Source organism: Paenibacillus hunanensis, assembly GCF_034055775.1.
Classification (GTDB): domain Bacteria; phylum Bacillota; class Bacilli; order Paenibacillales; family Paenibacillaceae; genus Saccharibacillus; species Saccharibacillus hunanensis.
Map to the genome: position 1 here is coordinate 4,781,050 of NZ_CP139194.1, position 21,491 is coordinate 4,802,540.

The following is a 21,491-nucleotide window of genomic DNA, read 5'->3' on the forward strand; positions in this document are numbered from 1 at the left end:
CATGCCCCACTTTCTTAGAGTAATAACGCACGGATGAAACGCTCAAAGTTTCCTGCACTCTTGTATTCCGAAGCTAATGAACGAACCCCACGTTCCAAATGAGCATTAAAATAACCAGGGAAATACTCTTCATCTGATAACTCTTTTCCTGCTACTTGAGTGATCAATGCCTTGAATACATAGTCGTGTTCTCCAGTAACGGTATTCCGATTAAGTACCAGACCATCTCCTAAATCTTTCGTTACTGGCTCTACACTTCCATCCAGCATACTATTACGCAAGGAAAGGCTAACCGCATAACGAATTAAAATATTTGGCGTTATACCTGTTGAGGAATGTAATTGATTGAGAATATCTTTCGCATATTTAGACGTTTTTAGAGTAAAGTTCATGATTGGCTGCTCTCCTCACTTATCGTAAAGTAGCGACCTTTCGCAATTTCAGCGCTATGGGTACTTTGATTGAATTCTAATGTATAACATTTTGCTATAATATCTTTCAGCAGAATAAATTGTTCTGCTCCAACTTCAGAATCTGTTGTAAACATTAATACCTGCTCACCACATCTTGGAATAAAATGCTGAATCAATGCTCGCTTATGATCTTGATCTAGTCTTCCCATTAATGTATCGAAAACAAAAGGCAGCTTCCATCCTGACACCTTAAACATCGCCCAGATTATCGTTAGCATTAACATTTCCTTTTCTCCTGCGGAAAGGCGTTCTTTGGTAATATGATGTTGACGATTGTATAGATGCAATTCGAAAGTTAGATGATCAATATGAATGCGATCGATATATTCTTTTTTACGGAAAAGAATATTGACCATTTTGGTTGCTTCTTTGGCTACATCATCTAGCTTTTTACGCCATTGACGTTCTCTGAATCGTTGGCTAACCAATAGCAATTTCTCAGTCATAATAAAAGAATTTTCAGCTTTATGATAGTCTCGTATTTTATCTGTAATTTTATTTGAAGCCAGAGTGTGCAAGCGAATCGAATCATCAGCTTCTTGAATCTCTTTATTGTATTGGTCGATTAATAAACGTAGTTGCTCGACACGTTTAGTCTTAATTTCAATTTGTTCTAAGATTTCTTTGAATTCACTAGACTGATCATTAATTTCGATCGCTTTACGTAGTTTTTGAGATTCTTCAAGCATTTTAGCATTTTGATCAAACAGCTTAATATACTTTCGAGCATCAATTTTTTGAATTTGGTTGAATAAATTTTGGATCTCACTACGCTGCGTAAATGAAGCTCTATGAATTAATTCAATATTTTCTGGTTGCATAATAGCTAGAATCCCTTTATGCAAAAGATCGATATCATATATCGTATTAGTTTGACCTACTGTAAGTTGCAATTCACAAATTAAATTGTTCAACTTATTTTTATCTAAAGCAGAAGATGCATATTCAAACGATTCATTCTCTTTTTCTAAATCAAGTTGCTTTACTACGCTGCCTAATAAATCTCTTGTCATATAAAAGGGCATTAGAGAAGTGATAAATGAACGAATTTGTTCCGTGTTCGCTTTTCTCTTGTTCTCAATAGTATTCACTTCGTTCAGTAATTCTTGTCGTTTGTTACTAGCTAATCCGCCGTGATCATCAAAATCTTTTTTATGTTGCTTTATTTCATCGTTCAAACGTAATGTTTCATCTTCGCTTGATTGAATCAGAGATTGCCGTCCCTCAATGAATATCTGCAATTCATTTATTTGGCTTATAAGACTTTCTTGCTCCTCAATCTCCTTAGCAGCACTAGCATTCTTTTGAGCATACTGCACTCGATAAGCTTGTAAATCCTTTTCTAAATTTATAAATAGATCTAAATTAAACAAAATCTTACCCGCATCATTTAAATACTCTGGGATCTTCTCATCAGAAACGATTCTCGAAACATCTTCTCCATCAAAAAGGCAGAGTTCAAACAGACGAGGTGGCATTTCTTCGCGTAATCTATTTTGAAAATCAGATTGTTGTTGAGTACTTAAATGCTTACCATTTTTCAATACGCTAAATCTTTCTCTTATCTTCTCATTTTTGAAATACCACTCTCGCATTAGTGCATAATGAACGTTTTCAAATTCTTCTGTAGATGTATATTCCAATTTAATTTGAAATTCGCTACTACTACTTTCAATAGCAGAACGATTGAGTAAAGAATGAATTTTGCGAAAATAGGGTTCATTATCATTAACAAATCCATAGGCCAAAGAGCCAAATAATACGATTCGTAAAGACTCTAAAATCGTTGTTTTACCAGCGCCATTTTTACCACCGATTAGAATAACATTCTTTTCAGGAGTTGTATTAAAATCAAAATTGTGATGTCCATGATAAGCCCCTATATTACGAAGCAACAGTTTAGTAATTTGCATGAAAAGCTAGTCCACCTTTTAAAGATGCAAGAAGTCTTGCTTCAGAGTTTTATCGAACGCTTGGAACAGGCCACGTCTTACTTTAACACCAGAATAATCTTTTTCTACTGAGATCAATTGTTTGAGAACGCTTAAATTCACGCCTTCTTCCTGACAAAGTGTCTCCAGATCAGTCAACTGATCTTCTTTAAATACAGGTCGATCATTATGATCCCAATCATACGTTTCGCCTGTTTCTTCTTCTACAATCAAAGGCAAACGATCTTCCCATTGCAGATCATCATGCCAATATTTGCGAATAGCTTTTAATTCTTCAACTGTAATTAATTCAATATTTGGATCATGTAGTTCACGTATCTGTTTCTGCGTACGTAGAAGTTGTCTTAATATCTCTTCACGAGCTTTCAAGGTAAATGGACCTACACCAAAGCGTTTGAGCGAACCATCTTCATCTTTAACTAATATATTGAGGTCTTCCACAGTAGCTAAGTTAATATTATTTGAGTCTAAATATTGCTTGATTTCAGACTTTGGTATAGTAAGCTGACCTTCTTCAGGCTCATCATTATATGGCAGCAAATATACTTCTCCATTCATACGTTGCTTTTGTCTTTTGGAATGGTCTTCTCTAATTTGAACTAAGAAGCTTCTAAAATCGTACAATGGACGGAGCCAGTCTATACCATTATTAATAAATCCACTCAAAGCTTTATCTTCACTAACTACTGTACATGTCCAGCAGCCAAAACGGCTATTGCCACAAGAACCAGCACTCTCTTTTACTTCTTTATCTACAATCAATGGGCATTCGCTATTGGAACTCTGATAAAGCTCAAGTAATTCATTATTATCATCGCCCCAAGGTGATTCATATTGGAGCAAAAACTCCCATACATCATCCACATCGAACGTACGGATTGGTGCAAAAACAAATGCATTTCTCAAAGTAGAGTGACGCATAAGTTTTTTGCCTTCAATTGTATGCGACTGCATAACAGCAGCACGAGTTGCACTTTCTGAATCGCGAACTCCAAGTAGCATAATGACTTCGCCAAACTGATCTACTTTATCCAAAATAAATCGATTAGCAGGCTCAATTTTAAGACGATCTGTACACCATCTAAATTTCTGACGTGGAGTTGGATAACCTTTACCAATAATAGAAGACCAGAATGTTTGATCTACTTTGGGACGTACTTTTTGTGTTTCAAATGGTAATCCAAGTTCTAAAGCTTTCTTTTGAATTCTACCCAGTGTACGCGTAATTTTATCAATAATAAGAGGAGTCTCTACTTGAGTATCTGATGAAATCACGTATACTTTTTTGTGGAGTTGAGATGGATCAAGTTCCTGAAGAGCCTGAAATACGAGTTGAACGACAGCAGTAGAATCTTTACCTCCACTGAAGCCAACTACCCATGGACGTTCATCCATCAAATATACTTCTTTTACTAATTCCTTCGCTTCAGTAAATTTCGTTCCAGTATTAAATATATTAAAGTTAAGTTCCAAGAGAAGGAGCCTCCTTTATTTTGTTTTCAATTTTCTGTTCTTGTTCTGTAAGAGGTAACCCAATCTTCAATTTGATTTTGTTAGACGTTAATTGTATAGTCTCATTATTTTTATTAATTCGACCTGTTTGCCCATAAGCTCGACCTTCCCAGTCTGCTTTATTGTCTCTTTGCCAATCAATATCTTTAAGTTTACCAATATATTTAGACCATTCATCTGGATGATATACATACAAGTAGTGTCCTATAATACCAATAGCTTCTAAAAAGATACCATGGGCTACAACAGAAGTAGCCCTTAGCTCTCTGGACGAAGCTTTTTTCTGCAATACATCTTCCCATTCTGGAATCGAAGCGCAAAGTGTTTCCCAGAATTCCATCACAAACTCTTTTTCTTGTTCTGAAACGATTTCGCCTTTCTTTTTACCTAATAAGCGACAATTGGTATTAAAGATATGATTGAGCGCGAATAGCTTAGGCGAATTTTTGGAAAGGTTTACTTTCTCCCGATCTACGTACCTTTCTAGCAAAGGGATCTTTGTTAACAGCTCTTTTGTAATAAGTGAAAGCTGATCCCGATGATCATACAAGATTCCGATCGATGAAGTGGTGTTGACCGCATGACGATTCAGGTCTGAGAACATTTGCTGAGAGCGAGTAAGTCCAAGATCATGAAAAAAGACCACAGATATCGTCTCGTCTCCAAGATCTGGCGAGATTTTCAGCGCTTCTTCAATTGCTGCTCTACGATGTTGACCATCATTGATTAGAAATTTCGAATCAAGAGATATAGTAAGATAACCGATATCTTTTAAATCCTTAGAATGTTCTTTGAAGACCATCTCGCCATCTACGGAAGCAGTTAGCGAAGAAAATATGTAGTCTTTAGGATTTTCTAGGATGTAATTCGTCATTTCTGGAATCCTGGCTTTATTCATCAAGCGTTGAGCACGATGTTCTGCTGGAATTTCTTCTTCATCAAATAGAAATATTTTAGGAATCAAGCGTAAAGGACACATTACAGTATAGAATTCTCTACTTGCTTGAAGGCCTCTAAGAGCAGGAAAAGTATAACTGAAATTCATCAGCATCCCCCTTAATTACGTACGTAATTTTAGTTTTTGCAGTTATCATTTTACAGGAACAATAAATATTCATCAATGCATTACACAAAGATTTAACTTGATTTTTAATAAAGTTCTGATGAAATAGAAAGCAGAGTATCGTATTTAATCGATACTCTGCTTGAGTAATTTATCGTCAATCGTATATGTGAAATTAATAGATTGATAGCTCTGAAGCTAGCTTACTGAAGATTGCTAAGATTACTTGTATTATAACATAGATTTACATCAATGTCCGCTGCCTCATCGCCTCAAACAACAACACCGTAGCCGCCATCGCCGCATTCAACGATTCTGCCTGCCCTTGCATCGGAATCAACACATGCTCCTCTACCAGCGCCGCCGTCTCCGCCGATATCCCTTTCCCTTCATTCCCGATCACAATCCAGCCACCACTACGGAAATCATACTCATAACAAGAAACCTCCGCCTGTAGTGACGTACTCACCAGCTTCATCCCCTGCTCCTTCGCCGCAGGTAATACCTCAGCCAGATCTGCCTCTAACACCGGCACATGAAACAACGACCCCATCGTCGACCGGATTGTTTTCGGATTATACAGATCCGCACAGCCCTTACCGAGCACAATCCCCTTCGCACCGGACGCATCCGCACTACGAATAATCGTCCCCACATTCCCCGGGTCCTGCACACCATCCAGCACCATTACCATCGCCGAATCTTCCTTCAGCAAGCTGGACAGCAACGCATTCCGCTTATGCACAATCGCAAATACCGGCTGTGGTGTACGTGTATCCGTACACTTCTCCAGTACCGCCTGAGATACCGCCACATATTGTGCGCCACCGTTATAGCCTGCGATATCCTCCTTCAGCTCGGCAGGAATACCTTTTTCCGTATCATACACAATATATTGAATATCCCAGTCACTACGCAGTGCTTCGCTCACGAGATGAATGCCCTCGATAATGAACTTATCCAGCTTGTCGCGGTGCTTCTTTTCCAGCAGGCTCGCCCATTCTTTAACGCGAGCATTTTGTGTCGATAGTATCTCCATTAGTCCTCCATGTCCATTTCCAGTTTGATCAGGTCATGCTTTTGACCGACGATGACGACGATGTCGTTCGCTTGCAGCTGCTCTTCTGGGGCAGGTGCAATATTCATATGATTATCCCGTTTGATCGCCATTACATTACAGCGATAACGAGCACGGATGTTCAACTCGATCAGGTTGCGTCCGATCATTGAATCGGATGCTTTCATCTCGACGATGCTATAGTCGTCAGATAGCTCGATATAGTCGAGCACATTCGGTGAGGTCAGATGGTGGGCAACGCGCACCCCCATATCTCGCTCTGGGAAAATCACCTTATCTGCGCCGATGCGCTGTACAACCTTGGCGTGTAGATCATTTTGCGCTTTGACCAGCACGGTCGGAATTTCCATTTCCTTTAGGATCAGGGTGGTCAGAATACTCGATTGAATATCTTCCCCGATCGCCACGACGACCACGTCGAAGTTACGCAAGCCAATCGCTCGTAGTGCCTCTTCATCCGTCGAATCGGCGACGACTGCCTGAGTCACGATATGGGATACTTCCTGTACACGATGTTCATCTGAATCGATTGCCAGTACATCGAAGCCCATTTCGCTCAGCGTGCGGGCAATACTGGAGCCGAAGCGTCCAATTCCGATGATGGCATATTGCTTTCTAGCCATGTTCTACCTCCATATACGGTTCAAAATAAAAACAGATTGTCCGGCAGGCAGTGATACCGTTGTAGGCTGCCGGACAATCTGCGGTGATAGGTCATTTTGGAATGATATACATTTACAGTACAGACAGGAGTAGACTTACGTTTATCTTCATGAACTCACTTTTTGAAAAGTAAGCTCCTAACTCCATGCAACTTATCTGTTCCTTACTGTGATGCACTACGTTATATTGTGCTCTGTACTTGTTATCGTTCTGCACTTTTACCGAGCAGTTGCTCATTCCTTACTTCGTATTGACTCCTTACGGAGCCGTTTGCAGGAATTCTGCATCTGGATTTTTCTCCATTGCCGTACGCATCGCATACTCGTTCTCGAATAGAACGACAAAGTTACCTTTTTTATCCTTCACAAGTGTCGAGTTAATACGGAACTTGGATGGATCGAGGTTCTCCGCAACGACCCAGCGTGCGAATTGGAATGGCATACGCTGCAATTGCACATCGACGCCATACTCATTTTTCATCCGATATTCGAATACCTCAAATTGCAGCTGACCGACAACGCCGAGAATCGTATCGTCGAAGCTAACTGCGTTGAAGATCTGAATCGTACCTTCCTCAGTCAGCTGATCCAAGCCTTTTTGATATTGCTTGTATTTCAGTGCATTTTTCGCGGTAACCTTGGCGAAAATCTCTGGTGAGAACGTCGGCAGCTCGTCGAATACGATACTGCTACCCTGACTCAGTGAATCCCCAATACGGAAAATGCCTGGATCGAACAGACCGATAATATCGCCTGGATATGCATCCTCGACAATATCCCGATCCTGTGCGAGGAATTGCTGTGGCTGTGCGAGCTTGATATCTTTGCCGACACGCACATGCTTCACACTCATGCCACGCTCGAACTTACCGGATACGATACGCAGGAATGCGATACGGTCACGGTGCGCCGGGTTCATGTTTGCCTGGATTTTGAATACATAGCCGCTGAATTTCTCATTCGTTGGCTCGATCATACCCTCGGTGCTACGACGTGGTTCTGGCTTTGGAGCCAGCTCCAGGAAGTTCTCCAGGAACGTTTGCAGACCAAAGTTATTGATCGCACTTCCGAAGAAGATTGGCGTAAGTTCACCGCGCATAACCTTTTCATAGTCAAATGGATCGCCTGCTACGTCCAGCAGCTCGATATCCTGGCTGAGTTGCTCATACAGGAACTCGCCTGCCATTTGCTTGATCAGTGGATCGCGATAGTCTTCAACCTTGCGTACTTCGATAGTGGAGTGATCGTCACCCTGGAACAGCTCAACCTGACTCTTCATACGATCGTATACGCCGCACAGCTCGCGGCCCATACCGATTGGCCAGTTCATTGGTACGGAGCGAATACCGAGTACCTGCTCCAGCTCTTCCATCAGATCGAATGGACTGCGACCTTCACGGTCGAGCTTATTAATAAAGGTGAAGATCGGAATACCGCGCTGCGCACATACTTTGAACAACTTGATTGTCTGTGCCTCGACACCCTTCGCTACGTCGATCAGCATGACAGCCGCATCGGCAGCAGTCAGTGTACGATACGTATCTTCACTGAAATCCTGGTGACCCGGTGTATCCAGAATGTTGATCCGGTGTCCGTTATAGTCAAATTGCATAACAGAGGATGTAACCGAGATACCACGCTGCTTCTCGATCTCCATCCAGTCACTTGTCGCGTGCTTGCTCGCTTTACGAGCCTTAACTGTACCGGCAAGACGAATCGCGCCCCCGAATAGCAGCAGCTTTTCCGTCAGTGTTGTTTTACCCGCATCCGGGTGAGAAATGATTGCAAACGTTCTGCGTTTATCGACCTCACGCTGCAATTCTGTATCTATCGTTTTACTCATTATCATTTTCCCTTCATCGCTTAAATAGACTGTTCCCATTGTACCATATCCACAGCAAAAACACCCTTATGTATAGCAAACATAAGAGTGTTTTCCTGCATTCATTCATAATTCTATTGTACGTGAATGAACGACGATATGTCTATGATTTCCACCAAATTAGCGACTGTTGGCAATCCATACGACGTCGTCTTCATCCTGTCCATTCACCGGCCACCAGTGGAAGCCATCTTGCTCCAGTAGCTTGTGCGTTTCATCCGGTCCCCATGAGCCTGCTGGATACGTCTTCACATCCTGTGGATGCTGCTTCCAGGCATTGTCGATATGGTCGATAAAGCTCCATGCTGCGGCTACCTCATCCCAGCGAGTGAAGTACGTCGAATCGCCCTGCGCAGCATCCTCCAGCAGACGCTCATAAGCCTCTGGCGAGTTAATACCGATCATGCAGCTCTGGCAAAATTCCATTGCCAGCGGCTGGATTTCGGAATCCGAGCCTGGCTTTTTGGCATTGATTTTAACATAAATGCCTTCCATCGGGTTCACTCGAATCACGAGCAGATTCGGTTCCAGATGATGCTTTTGACCAAGATATACATTCGTTGGCATCCGTTTGAATTCGACGATAATCTCTGTCGTTTTTACCGGCAGACGTTTACCCGTACGGATATAGAACGGTACACCTGCCCAGCGGAAGCTATCCACGAATACACGAGCGGCAAAATACGTCTCCGTATTCGACTCTGGATCGACCTTGTCTTCATCGCGGTAACCCTTCAGCTCCTTATCGCCGGACTTGCCGGTTGTATATTGAGCCCGTACCACATTATTATCCACTTCCTCTGGTGTCAGATACGGACGCAGTGAGCGTAGTACCTTTACCTTCTCGTCATGGATATCTTCTGGCATCAGACGACTTGGCGGCTCCATCGCGATCATCGCCAGCATTTGCAGCATATGGTTCTGTCCCATATCGCGCAGTGCACCGGAATGATCATAATAACCACCACGTTCCTCAACCCCAACCGTCTCACTCAGCGTAATCTGAACATTCGCGATATGCTGATTGTTCCAGAGCGGCTCGAAGAAGGCGTTACCGAAGCGGATGACCTCGATATTTTGCACCATTTCTTTGCCCAGATAATGGTCAATACGGAAAATCTCATCCTCTTTAAATACCTCGTTAATCTCCGCATTCAGCTTGCGTGCTGAATCCAGATCATAACCAAACGGCTTCTCGATCACAAGACGATTCCAGCCCTCTGCATCCAGCATACCGCCATCACGTAGATTGATCGACACGCTGCCGAACAGCTCTGGCGCAAGCGCAAGGAAGAATAGACGATTTCCTGGAATATTGAATTTCTTCTCCAATGCTTCGGTTTGCTCATTGAGCTCACGGAAGCCATCTACATTGTTAATATCGAGCGATTTATACTCAAAATGAGCGGCAAAGGTTTCCCAATCTTCATCAGGCTTCACCTTATACCGGCAAAATTCATCAATCGAATCGCGTACATTCACACGAAACTCTTCATTCGTACGTGGACGGCGTGCTACACCAATAACTGCGAAGTCCTCGGCAAGCTTGCCCTCACGATATAAGCTATAAATAGCGGGAAACAGCTTGCGACTCGCGAGATCACCTGTCGCTCCAAAAATAAAAAACACCGCGCTAGGCGCTTGCGTCGTATCGATCATATGATTATCTGCCATGGCTCCTCCACTTTCTATGTAATTTTTTATTGTCCAAAAATCACGTCTGTAGATATGGTGCTCATGTTGCATATTCCATTATACGAGCCGTATGATCCGGCAAACGTATTTTATCATAATTACCCTCGTTACGACTATCTGACCACCTATCAAAAGTACTTATACCCGTTAAAATTTAAGCTAATAAAGAAACCTGTCATCTCCTACTAAGATCATTCGGCTAAGCCATTCTTATACGCATAAATAGCCGCCTGTGTACGATCCTCTACCCCAAGCTTCGCGAGCAGATTTGTTACATGGAACTTGACCGTCTTGATACCAATAATTAGCTCATCGGCAATTTCCTGATTCGACTTCCCCTGTGCAAGTAGACGAAGTACATCCATTTCGCGATCAGTCAATTGCTCATGCAGCGCGCGCTCGACTGGCTCACGGAAACGGCTCATCATTTTCGAAGCAACCTGTGATTCCAGCACAGACTGTCCACGAACCGCAGCACGAATCGCATCGGCAATCTCGCTGGCACGCGAGGTTTTAAGCAAATAACTAAATGCTCCCGCTTCGATAACCGGATACATTTTCTCATCATCTAGATAGCTCGTCAGCACGATCACCTTGCAATCTGGATTGATTTCGAGCACTTTGCGCGTTGCTTCGATACCGTCCATGCCATCCATTACCAGATCCATCAGCACGACGTCAGGATGATACTCTGTCGCCAGACGAATCCCATCCATACCATTACTTGCTTCCCCTACGACCTCAATTCCGTCCTCTGTATCGAGCACAGCAGCCAGACCGATACGCACCATCTCATGATCATCGACCAGCAGCACCTTGATCAGTTCACTGTTATCCATCTTATTATGCCCACCTGCTTTCTTCTGTATTTAATGTCACGATCGGCACGACAATCTCGATCCGAGTCCCTTTACCAGGAGCTGTAATATACTGAATCGTACCTCCAATTTCGTTAATACGCTCACGCATGGTGGATAGACCATACGATGTCTGCTTCGTATCATCCAGCTCAAAGCCTACTCCATCGTCACGCAGTGTCACACGTACCGCATCCATACGCTGTACAATCCGTATCTCCATTCGGCTTGCCTTGGCATGGCGCAGTGTATTAGATAACGCCTCCTGCACGATACGGAACAGATGATTCTCTACGCCTTTAACAAGGCGAATCTCTTGGTCCATTTCCAGTACAATATCCATCGGTATCTTCGCTTTGAGCTCCTGCACGAGTTCACTAATCCCTTCATACAGTTGCTTACCTTCCAGATACACAGGTCTTAAATGCAGTAAGAGCGCTCTCATCTCAGATTGAGCGACTGATGACATCTCCTCAATTAACTGCACCTGACGCTTGGCACGATCCGGGTCTTTATCAAAGGTACGCCCTACTGCTGTCGCCGTCATCGAAATAGCAAATAGCTGCTGTGATACCGCATCATGCAGCTCTCTAGCCAACCTTTGACGTTCCTCGATGATCGCAGATACACGCGCCTGCTCAGCAAGCTGTGCATTATTCGTAGATAAGCGCTGTAGACTCGTAATCTGATCGCCCCACTTTTTGCCGATCCGATCCATCTGCTCACTGAGCCGCGCCCACTCGTCGCTTCCCCATGTTGGGGCTGTCTGTGACCAGTTACCTTTTTCCCACATCAATAGCGTTTCACGTAGCTTGTCGATCCGCATCTTCAATCGCAACGCATGATACAGACCGAATAACGCACCTACTACGAGCGCTGGAATAAGCAGCCCGATACCGGTACGTATCCATGCTTCCCACGAATTCTCAATAATAAGATGACCGGACGAATAAAGTGCATATACGATTATAACCAATAAAAGGACTGCCAGCAGCAATCCCTCACTCATACTGCGGACAATCAGGTCAGCAGTTTTTTCCTTTTTCACTCGTCCGTTCCTCCATTCCGTCACTGTTCCGCTTGCCTTGATGCTGTCAGGCTGTAGAACATCTATTGTTTGGTTGATGAACGTTTCTTTTAGTTATTGATAAATGCCTTTTTTAATAAATAAACATCTCTTTGCCTTGATATCGCTATCAACAGGATCGATGAATGTAAAATGAATCTTCTCCCACACTACTCCATACACTTTCCATGCCACATACGTTGAATCGATGCACCAAGCAAACAATCGAATATTCAGATTCACTACTTCATAAAATACAAAACCTCATAGTAAATACAATTAACTTTACCCACTGTACACTATTTACTTGTTGTACACCGATTGCCTCATACGGCGATTATCATCGCGACTACGCAGACAACCGAATATTCAAATCCCCTGCCACATAAAATACAACTAGCTTCACCCGCTGCACGCTGGTACCATAGTTAGGCGATTGCCATTCTACACGATTCCAGATGCCCTGACGCCGCTGCGTGCCTGTACGATAGTCCGAGTTAAAGCCAATCTGTCCAAATAATACATTCGCTTCAATCTCCACTCCGTACTCCTCTGGAATGGTAAAATCCAGATCCCCAATAATCCCATGGAAATATAGTACCGTATCCGACTCATCCGCAATCGCGAGCGACAGATCATAATCGATATCACCAATCACATGCCATGAACTGGTACTCTGTAGCATCCATGGATCACGATTATGCTGTGAGGTTCGGACAAAATTCTGCTGTGTACGATGCTTATGCCCATGATGCGCTTTATTCGCACGAATATAAAACCAGCCGAGCGAGATCAGCACGATTCCGAATAACAGCATAATATGATCCAGCAGCAGCAAACCAATTCCGCTTGCCAGACAAATATACCCTTGCCGCATTCTACCACGGCGTAAACCAAGCACACCAATCAGCAGCAAAACAAGTGCGACAATCGTAAAAAATCCTACAAACGGTTCTAATAAAATAAGCAGCCCAATACTGATCAGTACGACAGCGGCAGCCTCTCTTTTTCTAGTCATGTCACACCTCCTTTACCGCCGATTTCGGCCATTGATTGGAAAAGCCATACCGCATGCATGAGACACACGCTGTATGGCTTTTACCTTTTGCTATCCCGTGCACATACACGTCATAGCATATCATATTATACGCTTGCCTGGTGAATTAATGTGTTGATTCGTCAGCCGGTCTTGCACTCGACTCGATTGTTTTTGGAGAAGATGGGCCTGCCAGTTTGCTTTTTAGCAGGTTCAGTTGCTCATCTACCTTCAGTTGCTTTTCAGCCTGTTCTGCACTGATATATGGTGTGTTGTAGCCAGAACCGTTGTAAGGTACACGCAGTACGTCGGCTTCCGCTTCCATCTGCATAATTTTCTCTTCCATACGGCTAAAGCCCAGCGATGCGCCGCCACGGTTCAAGGAATCCACGGAATTGATTTTGGACATTTGTTTTTTCGCTTTTGCCATTTGAGCGCGGGATACAAGCTCATTGCGCTTGTTGCGCATTTTGTAGAACTCGTCCTTCATTTCGTGCAGCTGCTGCATCAGACCGGCAACCTGCTCTTTTGCTTGAGCGTGCATGTCGCCATATTCAGTATACTTTTGATCAAAGTACAGCTTTTCTTCCAGCAGACGACGAGCCACTTCTTCCTGGCCACTTTTCAGTGCAGCCGTAGCCTGGCTTTCACGTTGTACCGCCATACGACCTGCTTCTTCCAGACGTTGCTTCATACGGCGTTCGTTAGCCATTTGCTTCGCTACCGTTACCTCTGCCTGATGAATCTCAGCCTCCATATCACGCAGATACTGGTTTAGCATCACAATCGGATCTTCCACCTTATCCAGCATTTCATTTACCGACGCCTTTGTCATATCTTTCAATCTTTTAAATACTCCCATGTTATTGATCTCCCTTCTCGTATTGAGCAATTTTTTGACGAAGTGTTTCGACTTCCTTACGAAGTGCCTTCGTTTCGATATTTTCCATCATAGAGTCCAGGTTCGCCTTTTTAGGGTTAAGTGGCTCTGGCTGTTCATAGGGTGGGCGATTTTTCCCAAAATAGCGCGAATTGCTTTTATGTGGTGCATCATACATATTCGGCTCATACGCATTTTGTGAAGTGCCCCAGTAGCCGCCATACGTATCACGCGGGCCGCCATAACGATCCTCTTTGAAGCGTGGATCATAATTGTTAAACTCAGGTGGATAATACATTGGCGGTTCCTTGGGTATTACAAAGATAGAGATCAAGTAGATCAATACCGTTGTTCCACCCGTAAAAGGAATCGACAGGATAAACAGAATCCGCAGTAGAGTAGCATTAATCTGAAAATACTGCGCCAACCCGCCGGTCAGACCACTAATAATCTGGTCCTGCGCCGATCGGTATAACTTTGGCCGCATATTCAGCCCTCCCTCCGTTGCTGATCAAGCTTACGTCTGAGTCGTTCCAGCTCAGCGTCGAGGGCGATGGTTTTCGCTGGATCAGAGCCAGTTGTATAACTATCCTCACCCTGGCGAATATCACGCATCGCTTTCGCTTCAAGCTCCCAATCGGAGATACGATCATCAAGACGGTTAAAGGATGGCATATTGTTCATCCCATTGCCAAAACGGCGGTTCATCTGTTGCTGCAAGCGTAGCGTTTCCATACGTGCATGGTAATACTCGCGTTTACTGTACACAATCTGGTATTCTGATTTCAGCGTATTCAGCTGATATTCAATTTCATTGAGCGCCTCACGGTTTTTATCGAGAAGCTCATTATATTGTGTTTCTTTTTCTTCATACATGACCTTTTCCTGTAGCGCCATGCGAGCCAATTCCTCTTCCTCTGCCTTCAAAGCAAGCATCGCCTGCTCCTCACGTTTTTCACGCATCGCAGAAGCCTTCTCTACATGGTGCTGTAGCTGACGGGTATGCTGAGAGATATTATGATGAAGCTGCTCCGCTTCAGCAATCTCGCGACGGGTATCCAGCAAAAACTGATCAATCAGCTTCACCGGGTCCTGACTCTGCTCCAGCTTTTCATTTAAAGTAGCTACGGTAATGTCCCGTATACGTTTGAACATATTCATGGATACATATTCCCTCCCTTACGGTAGTACACAGATTAGAATGATAGGATAGTGCCAAGCCATGATGTTAAGCGTTGAATCATACTTGCAAGCTGTAAACCATAATCACAAGCGTCAAGCCATAATTGTGAAAAGTCAGCTTATCCTTAGCAAGCGTTCAACTTAACTATACGGCTTACAATCGAAATCGTTCATCTTACAATGCAGCTGTATAGTTTTACATGTGACTCGAAACTTCTATTTTCCCTATCCCTATCGTTTGCTATTACAACAGCTCAACACTAGATCTCAATGTTACATCTCACTACCTATATCGGTAATAACATATCGATTGGCAATAATAGAAGACATATGGGATATACATTTACTCGTCAGCTAGGAATCTAAAACCTATAGTTCAGCACGCTAGATTGCACTTATTACTCATTTAATATGATTAGACCTGCTTTGAATCTAAATTCATACAATCGTTATTTTTTATAAGATATATACTGCATAAGCTATCTACTTCCCTGCTCATTTCCAGTTATTTTGATATTCAATATCGCTTATGATCTCATAAAGGACAGCCGGTTATTTTCCAGCCAGGCTCATCGGAAGATGGTGAAAATCTGGCTGTTCATTTTCTTATATCAAATACGCTGGAAGTGAATGAAAAGCATCAATGATCTATACAAAGTTGATTGTACAATTTGAAGATCATCTCACTATACTACTTTACTATGAATACGTTTAACATGTGTTGTGACTAATACGTTTGACGACGACTTTTCAGCATGTATACGCCTCCAGCTACGAGTGCGATTCCGATCATAGGTCCAATCAGAAACGATAGCTTGGAGAAAATAACGAGTGTACCGATGACTGCCAAAATCGTCCCCAGCACTTTACGTCCATTTTGAAGTGCATAATAGCCAAGCACGATCAGTGCGATAGGGAAGATCAGTCCGATCAAGTGGCTCATCAGACTATGTAGCATGGGAGAAAACTTACCAAACACCATCAAAATCCCAATAACAATCAATCCAACAGCTGCTACACTTTTACGATTGATATTCAAGGTCATTCACCTCCCTTAAATGGAATCTCAGTACAGCTCATTTACTGTAATTCGCTTTAAACGATTACTTGAAACCTTTGCTTGAACATTCTAAAGACTTTCTTTCATAGCTCTTGAGGTGCTTTCGCTTTTGGGATGCTGTAGCTTTTAGCGCGCTTTATTACAACCCGAGTTGCGTTATCATTACTATGATCATTGCTGTCTTTCATATTTACATCTTATAAAAATATCCGCCTCCATGAAATGGACTGCGGATGGTATTTTGACCTAGACCTTAGACGGGGACTGTTCTGGACTGCAACAGTAGGGAACCTTTAATATTAGCCAGCTCTTATGTAATGCACAGTACTATCTCTGTAGTAGAAAATAGCGATAAACAAAAAGACTCACCTTTTCTGAACATAATTCAGAGAAGATGAGTCTTTTTTATAAACGCGCCCTAAGAGATTCGAACTCCTGACCTTTTGATTCGTAGTCAAACGCTCTATCCAGCTGAGCTAAGGGCGCAAATAATACTGGAGGCGCCACCCAGATTCGAACTGGGGATAAAGCTTTTGCAGAGCTGTGCCTTACCACTTGGCTATGGCGCCGTATAAAATTAAAATGGAGCGGACGACGGGAATCGAACCCGCGACCCTCGCCTTGGCAAGGCGATGCTCTACCGCTGAGCCACGTCCGCTAACTGAATGAAAAGATATGGCAGGGGATATAGGATTCGAACCTATGCGTGACGGAGTCAAAGTCCGTTGCCTTACCGCTTGGCTAATCCCCTATAAAGGGCGATCGACGGGAATTGAACCCGCGAATGTCGGAGTCACAGTCCGATGCGTTAACCCCTTCGCCACGACCGCCATATAAATTGACAAAAAAAATTGGCAGGGGCAGCAGGAATTGAACCCACACTAACGGTTTTGGAGACCGCTGTTCTACCTTTAAACTATGCCCCTATAAAACTGGTGGAGGCTGATGGATTCGAACCACCGAACTCAGAGAGAACAGATTTACAGTCTGCTGCGTTTGGCCACTTCGCTAAGCCTCCATATGAAGAAAAAGAAAAAATGGTGCCGGCGAGAGGATTTGAACCCCCGACCTACTGATTACAAGTCAGTTGCTCTACCAACTGAGCTACACCGGCATATTTTGTAAAGATGGCTCGGGACGGAATCGAACCGCCGACACGAGGATTTTCAGTCCTCTGCTCTACCGACTGAGCTACCGAGCCGTAACTGATGTACTTCTATGTGTCGACTCTTTGTTACGATCCAAGATGACCGATAGTCAATACGAGCCTAAGATATAAATGGCGGAACCGACGGGATTTGAACCCGCGATCTCCTGCGTGACAGGCAGGCATGTTAACCCCTACACCACGGTTCCACTTTAATTGCGGGGACAGGATTTGAACCTGTGACCTTCGGGTTATGAGCCCGACGAGCTACCGGACTGCTCCACCCCGCGTCGTCAAATAAAGTCTATATGGTGGAGACTGACGGGATCGAACCGCCGACCCTCTGCTTGTAAGGCAGATGCTCTCCCAGCTGAGCTAAGTCTCCATGGGACACAAGATAGATTGTATCATTATTTCAAAGCCGATGTCAAATCGATCAATATGTACAATTCTTCTTGTAATTCTTATAAAAGAATATGACCCGTAGGGGATTCGAACCCCTGTTACCTCCGTGAAAGGGAGGTGTCTTAACCCCTTGACCAACGGGCCTTACTATAAAAGAAGCATTATGGCGGAGAGAGAGGGATTCGAACCCTCGAGACGCTTGTGACGCCTACACGATTTCCAATCGTGCTCCTTCGGCCAACTCGGACACCTCTCCATATGGCTCCCCGAACAGGACTCGAACCTGTGACAACTCGATTAACAGTCGAGTGCTCTACCAACTGAGCTATCAGGGAATATTGTCCGCTCTACAGAGCGGAAGGTCTTACTCTTCGCTTGGCGACGTCCTACTCTCCCAGGACCCTGCGGTCCAAGTACCATTGGCGCTGGAGGGCTTAACGGTCGTGTTCGGGATGGGTACGTGTGGAACCCCTCCGCCATCATCACCAAACGTTCTTGCTACAGGTTGATCACCTGAAAACTGAATCCGAAACGAATCATCGCGTGTTTAGAAAAATAGGATAAGCCCTCGACCGATTAGTATTGGTCAGCTCCATGCATTGCTGCACTTCCACCTCCAACCTATCTACCTCGTCGTCTTCAAGGGGTCTTACATATTGGGAAATCTCATCTTGAGGGGGGCTTCACGCTTAGATGCTTTCAGCGCTTATCCCTTCCGCACGTAGCTACCCAGCGATGCTCCTGGCGGAACAACTGGTACACCAGCGGTGCGTCCATCCCGGTCCTCTCGTACTAAGGACAGCTCCTCTCAAATTTCCTACGCCCACGACAGATAGGGACCGAACTGTCTCACGACGTTCTGAACCCAGCTCGCGTACCGCTTTAATGGGCGAACAGCCCAACCCTTGGGACCTACTTCAGCCCCAGGATGCGATGAGCCGACATCGAGGTGCCAAACCTCCCCGTCGATGTGGACTCTTGGGGGAGATAAGCCTGTTATCCCCAGGGTAGCTTTTATCCGTTGAGCGATGGCCCTTCCATGCGGTACCACCGGATCACTAAGCCCGACTTTCGTCCCTGCTCGACTTGTAGGTCTCGCAGTCAAGCTCCCTTTTGCCTTTGCACTCTTCGAATGATTTCCAACCATTCTGAGGGAACCTTAGGGCGCCTCCGTTACATTTTAGGAGGCGACCGCCCCAGTCAAACTGCCCACCTGACACGGTCCCCGTACCGGATCACGGTACCAGGTTAGAACTCAGATGCGATCAGGGTGGTATCCCAACGGCGCCTCCGAGGAAGCTTGCGCTCCCTCTTCCTAGGCTCCCACCTATCCTGTACAAATCGCACCCCAGTTCAATATCAAGCTGCAGTAAAGCTCCATGGGGTCTTTCCGTCTTGTCGCGGGTAACCTGCATCTTCACAGGTATTAAAATTTCACCGGATCTCTCGTTGAGACAGCGCCCAAATCGTTACGCCATTCGTGCGGGTCAGAATTTACCTGACAAGGAATTTCGCTACCTTAGGACCGTTATAGTTACGGCCGCCGTTTACTGGGGCTTCGGTTCATAGCTTCGCTTGCGCTAACCACTCCCCTTAACCTTCCAGCACCGGGCAGGCGTCAGCCCGTATACTTCGCCTTGCGGCTTCGCACAGACCTGTGTTTTTGCTAAACAGTCGCTTGGGCCTTTTCACTGCGGCCCCCTCGTGCTATTCACACTACCGGGGCACCCCTTCTCCCGAAGTTACGGGGTCATTTTGCCGAGTTCCTTAACGAGAGTTCTTCCGCGCGCCTTAGAATTCTCTTCTCACCTACCTGTGTCGGTTTACGGTACGGGCACCTGCTTCCTGGCTAGAGGCTTTTCTTGGCAGTGTGAGATCATGACCTTCGCTACTGTAATTTTCGCTCCCCATCACAGCCTGACCTTAAAGTGTGCGGATTTACCTACACACCAGTCTCACTGCTTAGACAGGCATCCATCAGCCTGCGTCACTACCCTCCTGCGTCACCCCGTTGCTCATAGCGGCTCTCGGTGGTACAGGAATTTCAACCTGTTGTCCGTCGACTACGCCTTTCGGCCTCGCCTTAGGTCCCGACTTACCCTGAGAGGACGAGCCTTCCTCAGGAACCCTTAGGTTTTCGGCGGATCAGATTCTCACTGATCTTTTCGTTACTCATACCGGCATTCTCACTTGAATTGTGTCCAGCACTCCTTACGGTATACCTTCAACCTCAATTCAACGCTCCCCTACCCCTGATGCAAGCATCAAGCCATAGCTTCGGTGGTGTGTTTAGCCCCGTTACATTTTCGGCGCAAAGTCACTCGACCAGTGAGCTATTACGCACTCTTTAAATGGTGGCTGCTTCTAAGCCAACATCCTGGTTGTCTGTGCAACTTCACATCCTTTCCCACTTAACACACACTTGGGGACCTTAGCTGATGGTCTGGGCTGTTTCCCTTTTGACAATGGACCTTAGCACCCACTGTCTGACTCCCGGAATAAAGTCTGCGGCATTCGGAGTTTGACTGAGCTTGGTAACCCTTGCGGGCCCCGCACCCAATCAGTGCTCTACCTCCGCGACTCATCTTCCGAGGCTAGCCCTAAAGCTATTTCGGGGAGAACCAGCTATCTCCGAGTTCGATTGGAATTTCTCCGCTACCCCCACCTCATCCCCGCACTTTTCAACGTGCGTGGGTTCGGACCTCCAGTACGTGTTACCGTACCTTCATCCTGGACAGGGGTAGATCACCCGGTTTCGGGTCTACGTCCACGTACTAAGTCGCCCTATTCAGACTCGCTTTCGCTGCGGCTCCGGCTTCTCACCTTAACCTTGCACGGGAACGTAACTCGCCGGTTCATTCTACAAAAGGCACGCCATCACCCATTAATCGGGCTCTGACTTTTTGTAAGCACACGGTTTCAGGTTCTATTTCACTCCCCTTCCGGGGTCCTTTTCACCTTTCCCTCACGGTACTGCTTCACTATCGGTCGCTAGGGAGTATTTAGCCTTACCAGATGGTCCTGGCAGATTCATACGGGGTTTCACGTGCCCCGCACTACTCGGGATCCGTCTCGGAGAGAACTTGATTTTAACTACAGGGCTTTCACCTTCTCTGGCGGGCCTTTCCAGACCTCTTCATCTACCAAACTCTTTTATCACTCCAAAGAGACGTCCCACAACCCCAAGAAGCAAGCTTCCTGGTTTAGGCTGTTCCGCGTTCGCTCGCCGCTACTGACGGAATCACTCTTGTTTTCTCTTCCTGAGGGTACTTAGATGTTTCAGTTCCCCTCGTCTGCCTCTCCACACCCTATGTATTCAGATGTGAGTAACTGGAGATGAATCCAGTCAGGTTTCCCCATTCGGACATCCCCGGATCAATGCTTGCTTACAGCTCCCCGAGGCCTTATCGTTGTTCGCCACGTCCTTCATCGGCTCCTAGCGCCTAGGCATCCACCGTGTGCTCTTACTAGCTTAACCTAGTTGGTGGTCTTCCATAATGGAAGAACCTATATCTTACATATTCATGACCGATCCTGTTTG

The 21,491-nt window shown here is 45.0% G+C and carries 15 protein-coding genes, 15 tRNA genes and 2 rRNA genes; all 32 read right to left on the minus strand.

Annotated features, from left to right (window positions below):
* Positions 1 to 14: 14 nt before the first annotated feature.
* The 32 genes from dndE to SK066_RS19415 all read right to left on the minus strand — a co-directional run bounded on the left by dndE (position 15) and on the right by SK066_RS19415 (position 21,428).
* Positions 15 to 392 carry a DNA sulfur modification protein DndE gene (gene dndE, locus SK066_RS19260; RefSeq protein WP_320542699.1) on the minus strand — a complete coding sequence of 126 codons (378 nt, stop codon included), beginning with the start codon at positions 390 to 392 and terminating at the stop codon, positions 15 to 17.
* A complete protein-coding gene (gene dndD, locus SK066_RS19265) occupies positions 389 to 2,386 on the minus strand; it encodes a DNA sulfur modification protein DndD (RefSeq protein ID WP_320542700.1) in 1,998 nt (665 codons plus the stop codon). Before dndD ends, dndE begins: the two co-directional genes overlap by 4 nt.
* Positions 2,387 to 2,404: 18 nt before the next feature.
* Entirely contained in the window at positions 2,405 to 3,898 is a 1,494-nt protein-coding gene (gene dndC, locus SK066_RS19270; protein WP_320542701.1) for a DNA phosphorothioation system sulfurtransferase DndC, read from the minus strand.
* A complete protein-coding gene (gene dndB, locus SK066_RS19275) occupies positions 3,888 to 4,982 on the minus strand; it encodes a DNA sulfur modification protein DndB (protein ID WP_320542702.1) in 1,095 nt (364 codons plus the stop codon). The genes dndC and dndB overlap by 11 nt, the downstream gene beginning before the upstream one ends.
* Before the next feature lie 262 nt (positions 4,983 to 5,244).
* Entirely contained in the window at positions 5,245 to 6,039 is a 795-nt protein-coding gene (locus SK066_RS19280; protein ID WP_320542703.1) for a TrmH family RNA methyltransferase, read from the minus strand.
* Positions 6,039 to 6,701, minus strand: coding sequence for a potassium channel family protein (locus tag SK066_RS19285; RefSeq protein WP_188778785.1), 663 nt, complete (start codon positions 6,699 to 6,701; stop codon positions 6,039 to 6,041). The genes SK066_RS19280 and SK066_RS19285 overlap by 1 nt, the downstream gene beginning before the upstream one ends.
* Positions 6,702 to 6,999: 298 nt before the next feature.
* A complete protein-coding gene (locus SK066_RS19290; protein ID WP_320542704.1) occupies positions 7,000 to 8,583 on the minus strand; it encodes a peptide chain release factor 3 in 1,584 nt (527 codons plus the stop codon).
* A 159-nt stretch (positions 8,584 to 8,742) separates the two neighbouring features.
* Entirely contained in the window at positions 8,743 to 10,296 is a 1,554-nt protein-coding gene (gene zwf, locus SK066_RS19295) for a glucose-6-phosphate dehydrogenase (protein WP_320542705.1), read from the minus strand.
* 212 nt (positions 10,297 to 10,508) lie between these two features.
* On the minus strand, positions 10,509 to 11,156 hold the full coding sequence (locus tag SK066_RS19300) for a response regulator (RefSeq protein ID WP_284446457.1): 648 nt from the start codon (positions 11,154 to 11,156) through the stop codon (positions 10,509 to 10,511).
* Positions 11,157 to 11,160: 4 nt separating this feature from the next.
* Positions 11,161 to 12,222 (minus strand): sensor histidine kinase, encoded by a 1,062-nt coding sequence (locus SK066_RS19305; protein WP_320542706.1) that lies wholly within the window; start codon positions 12,220 to 12,222, stop codon positions 11,161 to 11,163.
* 367 nt (positions 12,223 to 12,589) lie between these two features.
* Positions 12,590 to 13,258 carry a cell wall-active antibiotics response protein LiaF gene (liaF, locus tag SK066_RS19310; RefSeq protein ID WP_320542707.1) on the minus strand — a complete coding sequence of 223 codons (669 nt, stop codon included), beginning with the start codon at positions 13,256 to 13,258 and terminating at the stop codon, positions 12,590 to 12,592.
* Between the two features lie 145 nt (positions 13,259 to 13,403).
* Positions 13,404 to 14,138, minus strand: a complete 735-nt coding sequence (locus SK066_RS19315; protein ID WP_188778774.1) for a PspA/IM30 family protein — start codon at positions 14,136 to 14,138, stop codon at positions 13,404 to 13,406.
* Between the two features lies 1 nt (position 14,139).
* Positions 14,140 to 14,643: a PspC domain-containing protein gene (locus tag SK066_RS19320; RefSeq protein WP_320542708.1), complete on the minus strand. Its 504-nt coding sequence runs from the start codon at positions 14,641 to 14,643 to the stop codon at positions 14,140 to 14,142.
* A gap of 2 nt (positions 14,644 to 14,645) precedes the next feature.
* Positions 14,646 to 15,317: a PspA/IM30 family protein gene (locus tag SK066_RS19325; protein ID WP_188778770.1), complete on the minus strand. Its 672-nt coding sequence runs from the start codon at positions 15,315 to 15,317 to the stop codon at positions 14,646 to 14,648.
* A 748-nt stretch (positions 15,318 to 16,065) separates the two neighbouring features.
* Positions 16,066 to 16,377 (minus strand): LiaF transmembrane domain-containing protein, encoded by a 312-nt coding sequence (locus SK066_RS19330; RefSeq protein WP_188778768.1) that lies wholly within the window; start codon positions 16,375 to 16,377, stop codon positions 16,066 to 16,068.
* Positions 16,378 to 16,810: 433 nt separating this feature from the next.
* A tRNA-Arg gene (locus SK066_RS19335) sits at positions 16,811 to 16,884 on the minus strand.
* A gap of 9 nt (positions 16,885 to 16,893) precedes the next feature.
* Positions 16,894 to 16,967, minus strand: a tRNA-Cys gene (locus SK066_RS19340).
* A 14-nt stretch (positions 16,968 to 16,981) separates the two neighbouring features.
* Positions 16,982 to 17,056, minus strand: a tRNA-Gly gene (locus SK066_RS19345).
* Between the two features lie 18 nt (positions 17,057 to 17,074).
* Positions 17,075 to 17,149: transfer RNA gene (locus SK066_RS19350), tRNA-Gln, on the minus strand.
* A 6-nt stretch (positions 17,150 to 17,155) separates the two neighbouring features.
* Positions 17,156 to 17,228, minus strand: a tRNA-His gene (locus SK066_RS19355).
* A 22-nt stretch (positions 17,229 to 17,250) separates the two neighbouring features.
* A tRNA-Trp gene (locus SK066_RS19360) sits at positions 17,251 to 17,324 on the minus strand.
* Between the two features lie 7 nt (positions 17,325 to 17,331).
* A tRNA-Tyr gene (locus tag SK066_RS19365) sits at positions 17,332 to 17,416 on the minus strand.
* A gap of 20 nt (positions 17,417 to 17,436) precedes the next feature.
* Positions 17,437 to 17,512, minus strand: a tRNA-Thr gene (locus tag SK066_RS19370).
* A gap of 14 nt (positions 17,513 to 17,526) precedes the next feature.
* Positions 17,527 to 17,599 (minus strand) — tRNA-Phe (locus SK066_RS19375).
* A gap of 79 nt (positions 17,600 to 17,678) precedes the next feature.
* A tRNA-Asp gene (locus SK066_RS19380) sits at positions 17,679 to 17,754 on the minus strand.
* 7 nt (positions 17,755 to 17,761) lie between these two features.
* Positions 17,762 to 17,835 (minus strand) — tRNA-Met (locus SK066_RS19385).
* 19 nt (positions 17,836 to 17,854) lie between these two features.
* Positions 17,855 to 17,930: transfer RNA gene (locus SK066_RS19390), tRNA-Val, on the minus strand.
* 92 nt (positions 17,931 to 18,022) lie between these two features.
* Positions 18,023 to 18,094, minus strand: a tRNA-Glu gene (locus SK066_RS19395).
* A gap of 20 nt (positions 18,095 to 18,114) precedes the next feature.
* A tRNA-Ser gene (locus tag SK066_RS19400) sits at positions 18,115 to 18,206 on the minus strand.
* Between the two features lie 3 nt (positions 18,207 to 18,209).
* Positions 18,210 to 18,285: transfer RNA gene (locus SK066_RS19405), tRNA-Asn, on the minus strand.
* 38 nt (positions 18,286 to 18,323) lie between these two features.
* A 5S ribosomal RNA gene (rrf, locus tag SK066_RS19410) occupies positions 18,324 to 18,440 on the minus strand.
* A gap of 66 nt (positions 18,441 to 18,506) precedes the next feature.
* Positions 18,507 to 21,428 (minus strand): 23S ribosomal RNA (locus SK066_RS19415).
* Positions 21,429 to 21,491: the final 63 nt, after the last annotated feature.

Coding starts and splice junctions, on each gene's coding strand:
- dndE (WP_320542699.1), bottom strand. CDS start 392: ATGAACTTTACTCTAAAAACGTCTAAATATGCGAAAGATATTCTCAAT.
- dndD (WP_320542700.1), bottom strand. CDS start 2,386: ATGCAAATTACTAAACTGTTGCTTCGTAATATAGGGGCTTATCATGGA.
- dndB (WP_320542702.1), bottom strand. CDS start 4,982: ATGAATTTCAGTTATACTTTTCCTGCTCTTAGAGGCCTTCAAGCAAGT.
- SK066_RS19280 (WP_320542703.1), bottom strand. CDS start 6,039: ATGGAGATACTATCGACACAAAATGCTCGCGTTAAAGAATGGGCGAGC.
- SK066_RS19285 (WP_188778785.1), bottom strand. CDS start 6,701: ATGGCTAGAAAGCAATATGCCATCATCGGAATTGGACGCTTCGGCTCC.
- SK066_RS19290 (WP_320542704.1), bottom strand. CDS start 8,583: ATGAGTAAAACGATAGATACAGAATTGCAGCGTGAGGTCGATAAACGC.
- zwf (WP_320542705.1), bottom strand. CDS start 10,296: ATGGCAGATAATCATATGATCGATACGACGCAAGCGCCTAGCGCGGTG.
- SK066_RS19300 (WP_284446457.1), bottom strand. CDS start 11,156: ATGGATAACAGTGAACTGATCAAGGTGCTGCTGGTCGATGATCATGAG.
- liaF (WP_320542707.1), bottom strand. CDS start 13,258: ATGACTAGAAAAAGAGAGGCTGCCGCTGTCGTACTGATCAGTATTGGG.
- SK066_RS19315 (WP_188778774.1), bottom strand. CDS start 14,138: ATGGGAGTATTTAAAAGATTGAAAGATATGACAAAGGCGTCGGTAAAT.
- SK066_RS19320 (WP_320542708.1), bottom strand. CDS start 14,643: ATGCGGCCAAAGTTATACCGATCGGCGCAGGACCAGATTATTAGTGGT.
- SK066_RS19325 (WP_188778770.1), bottom strand. CDS start 15,317: ATGAATATGTTCAAACGTATACGGGACATTACCGTAGCTACTTTAAAT.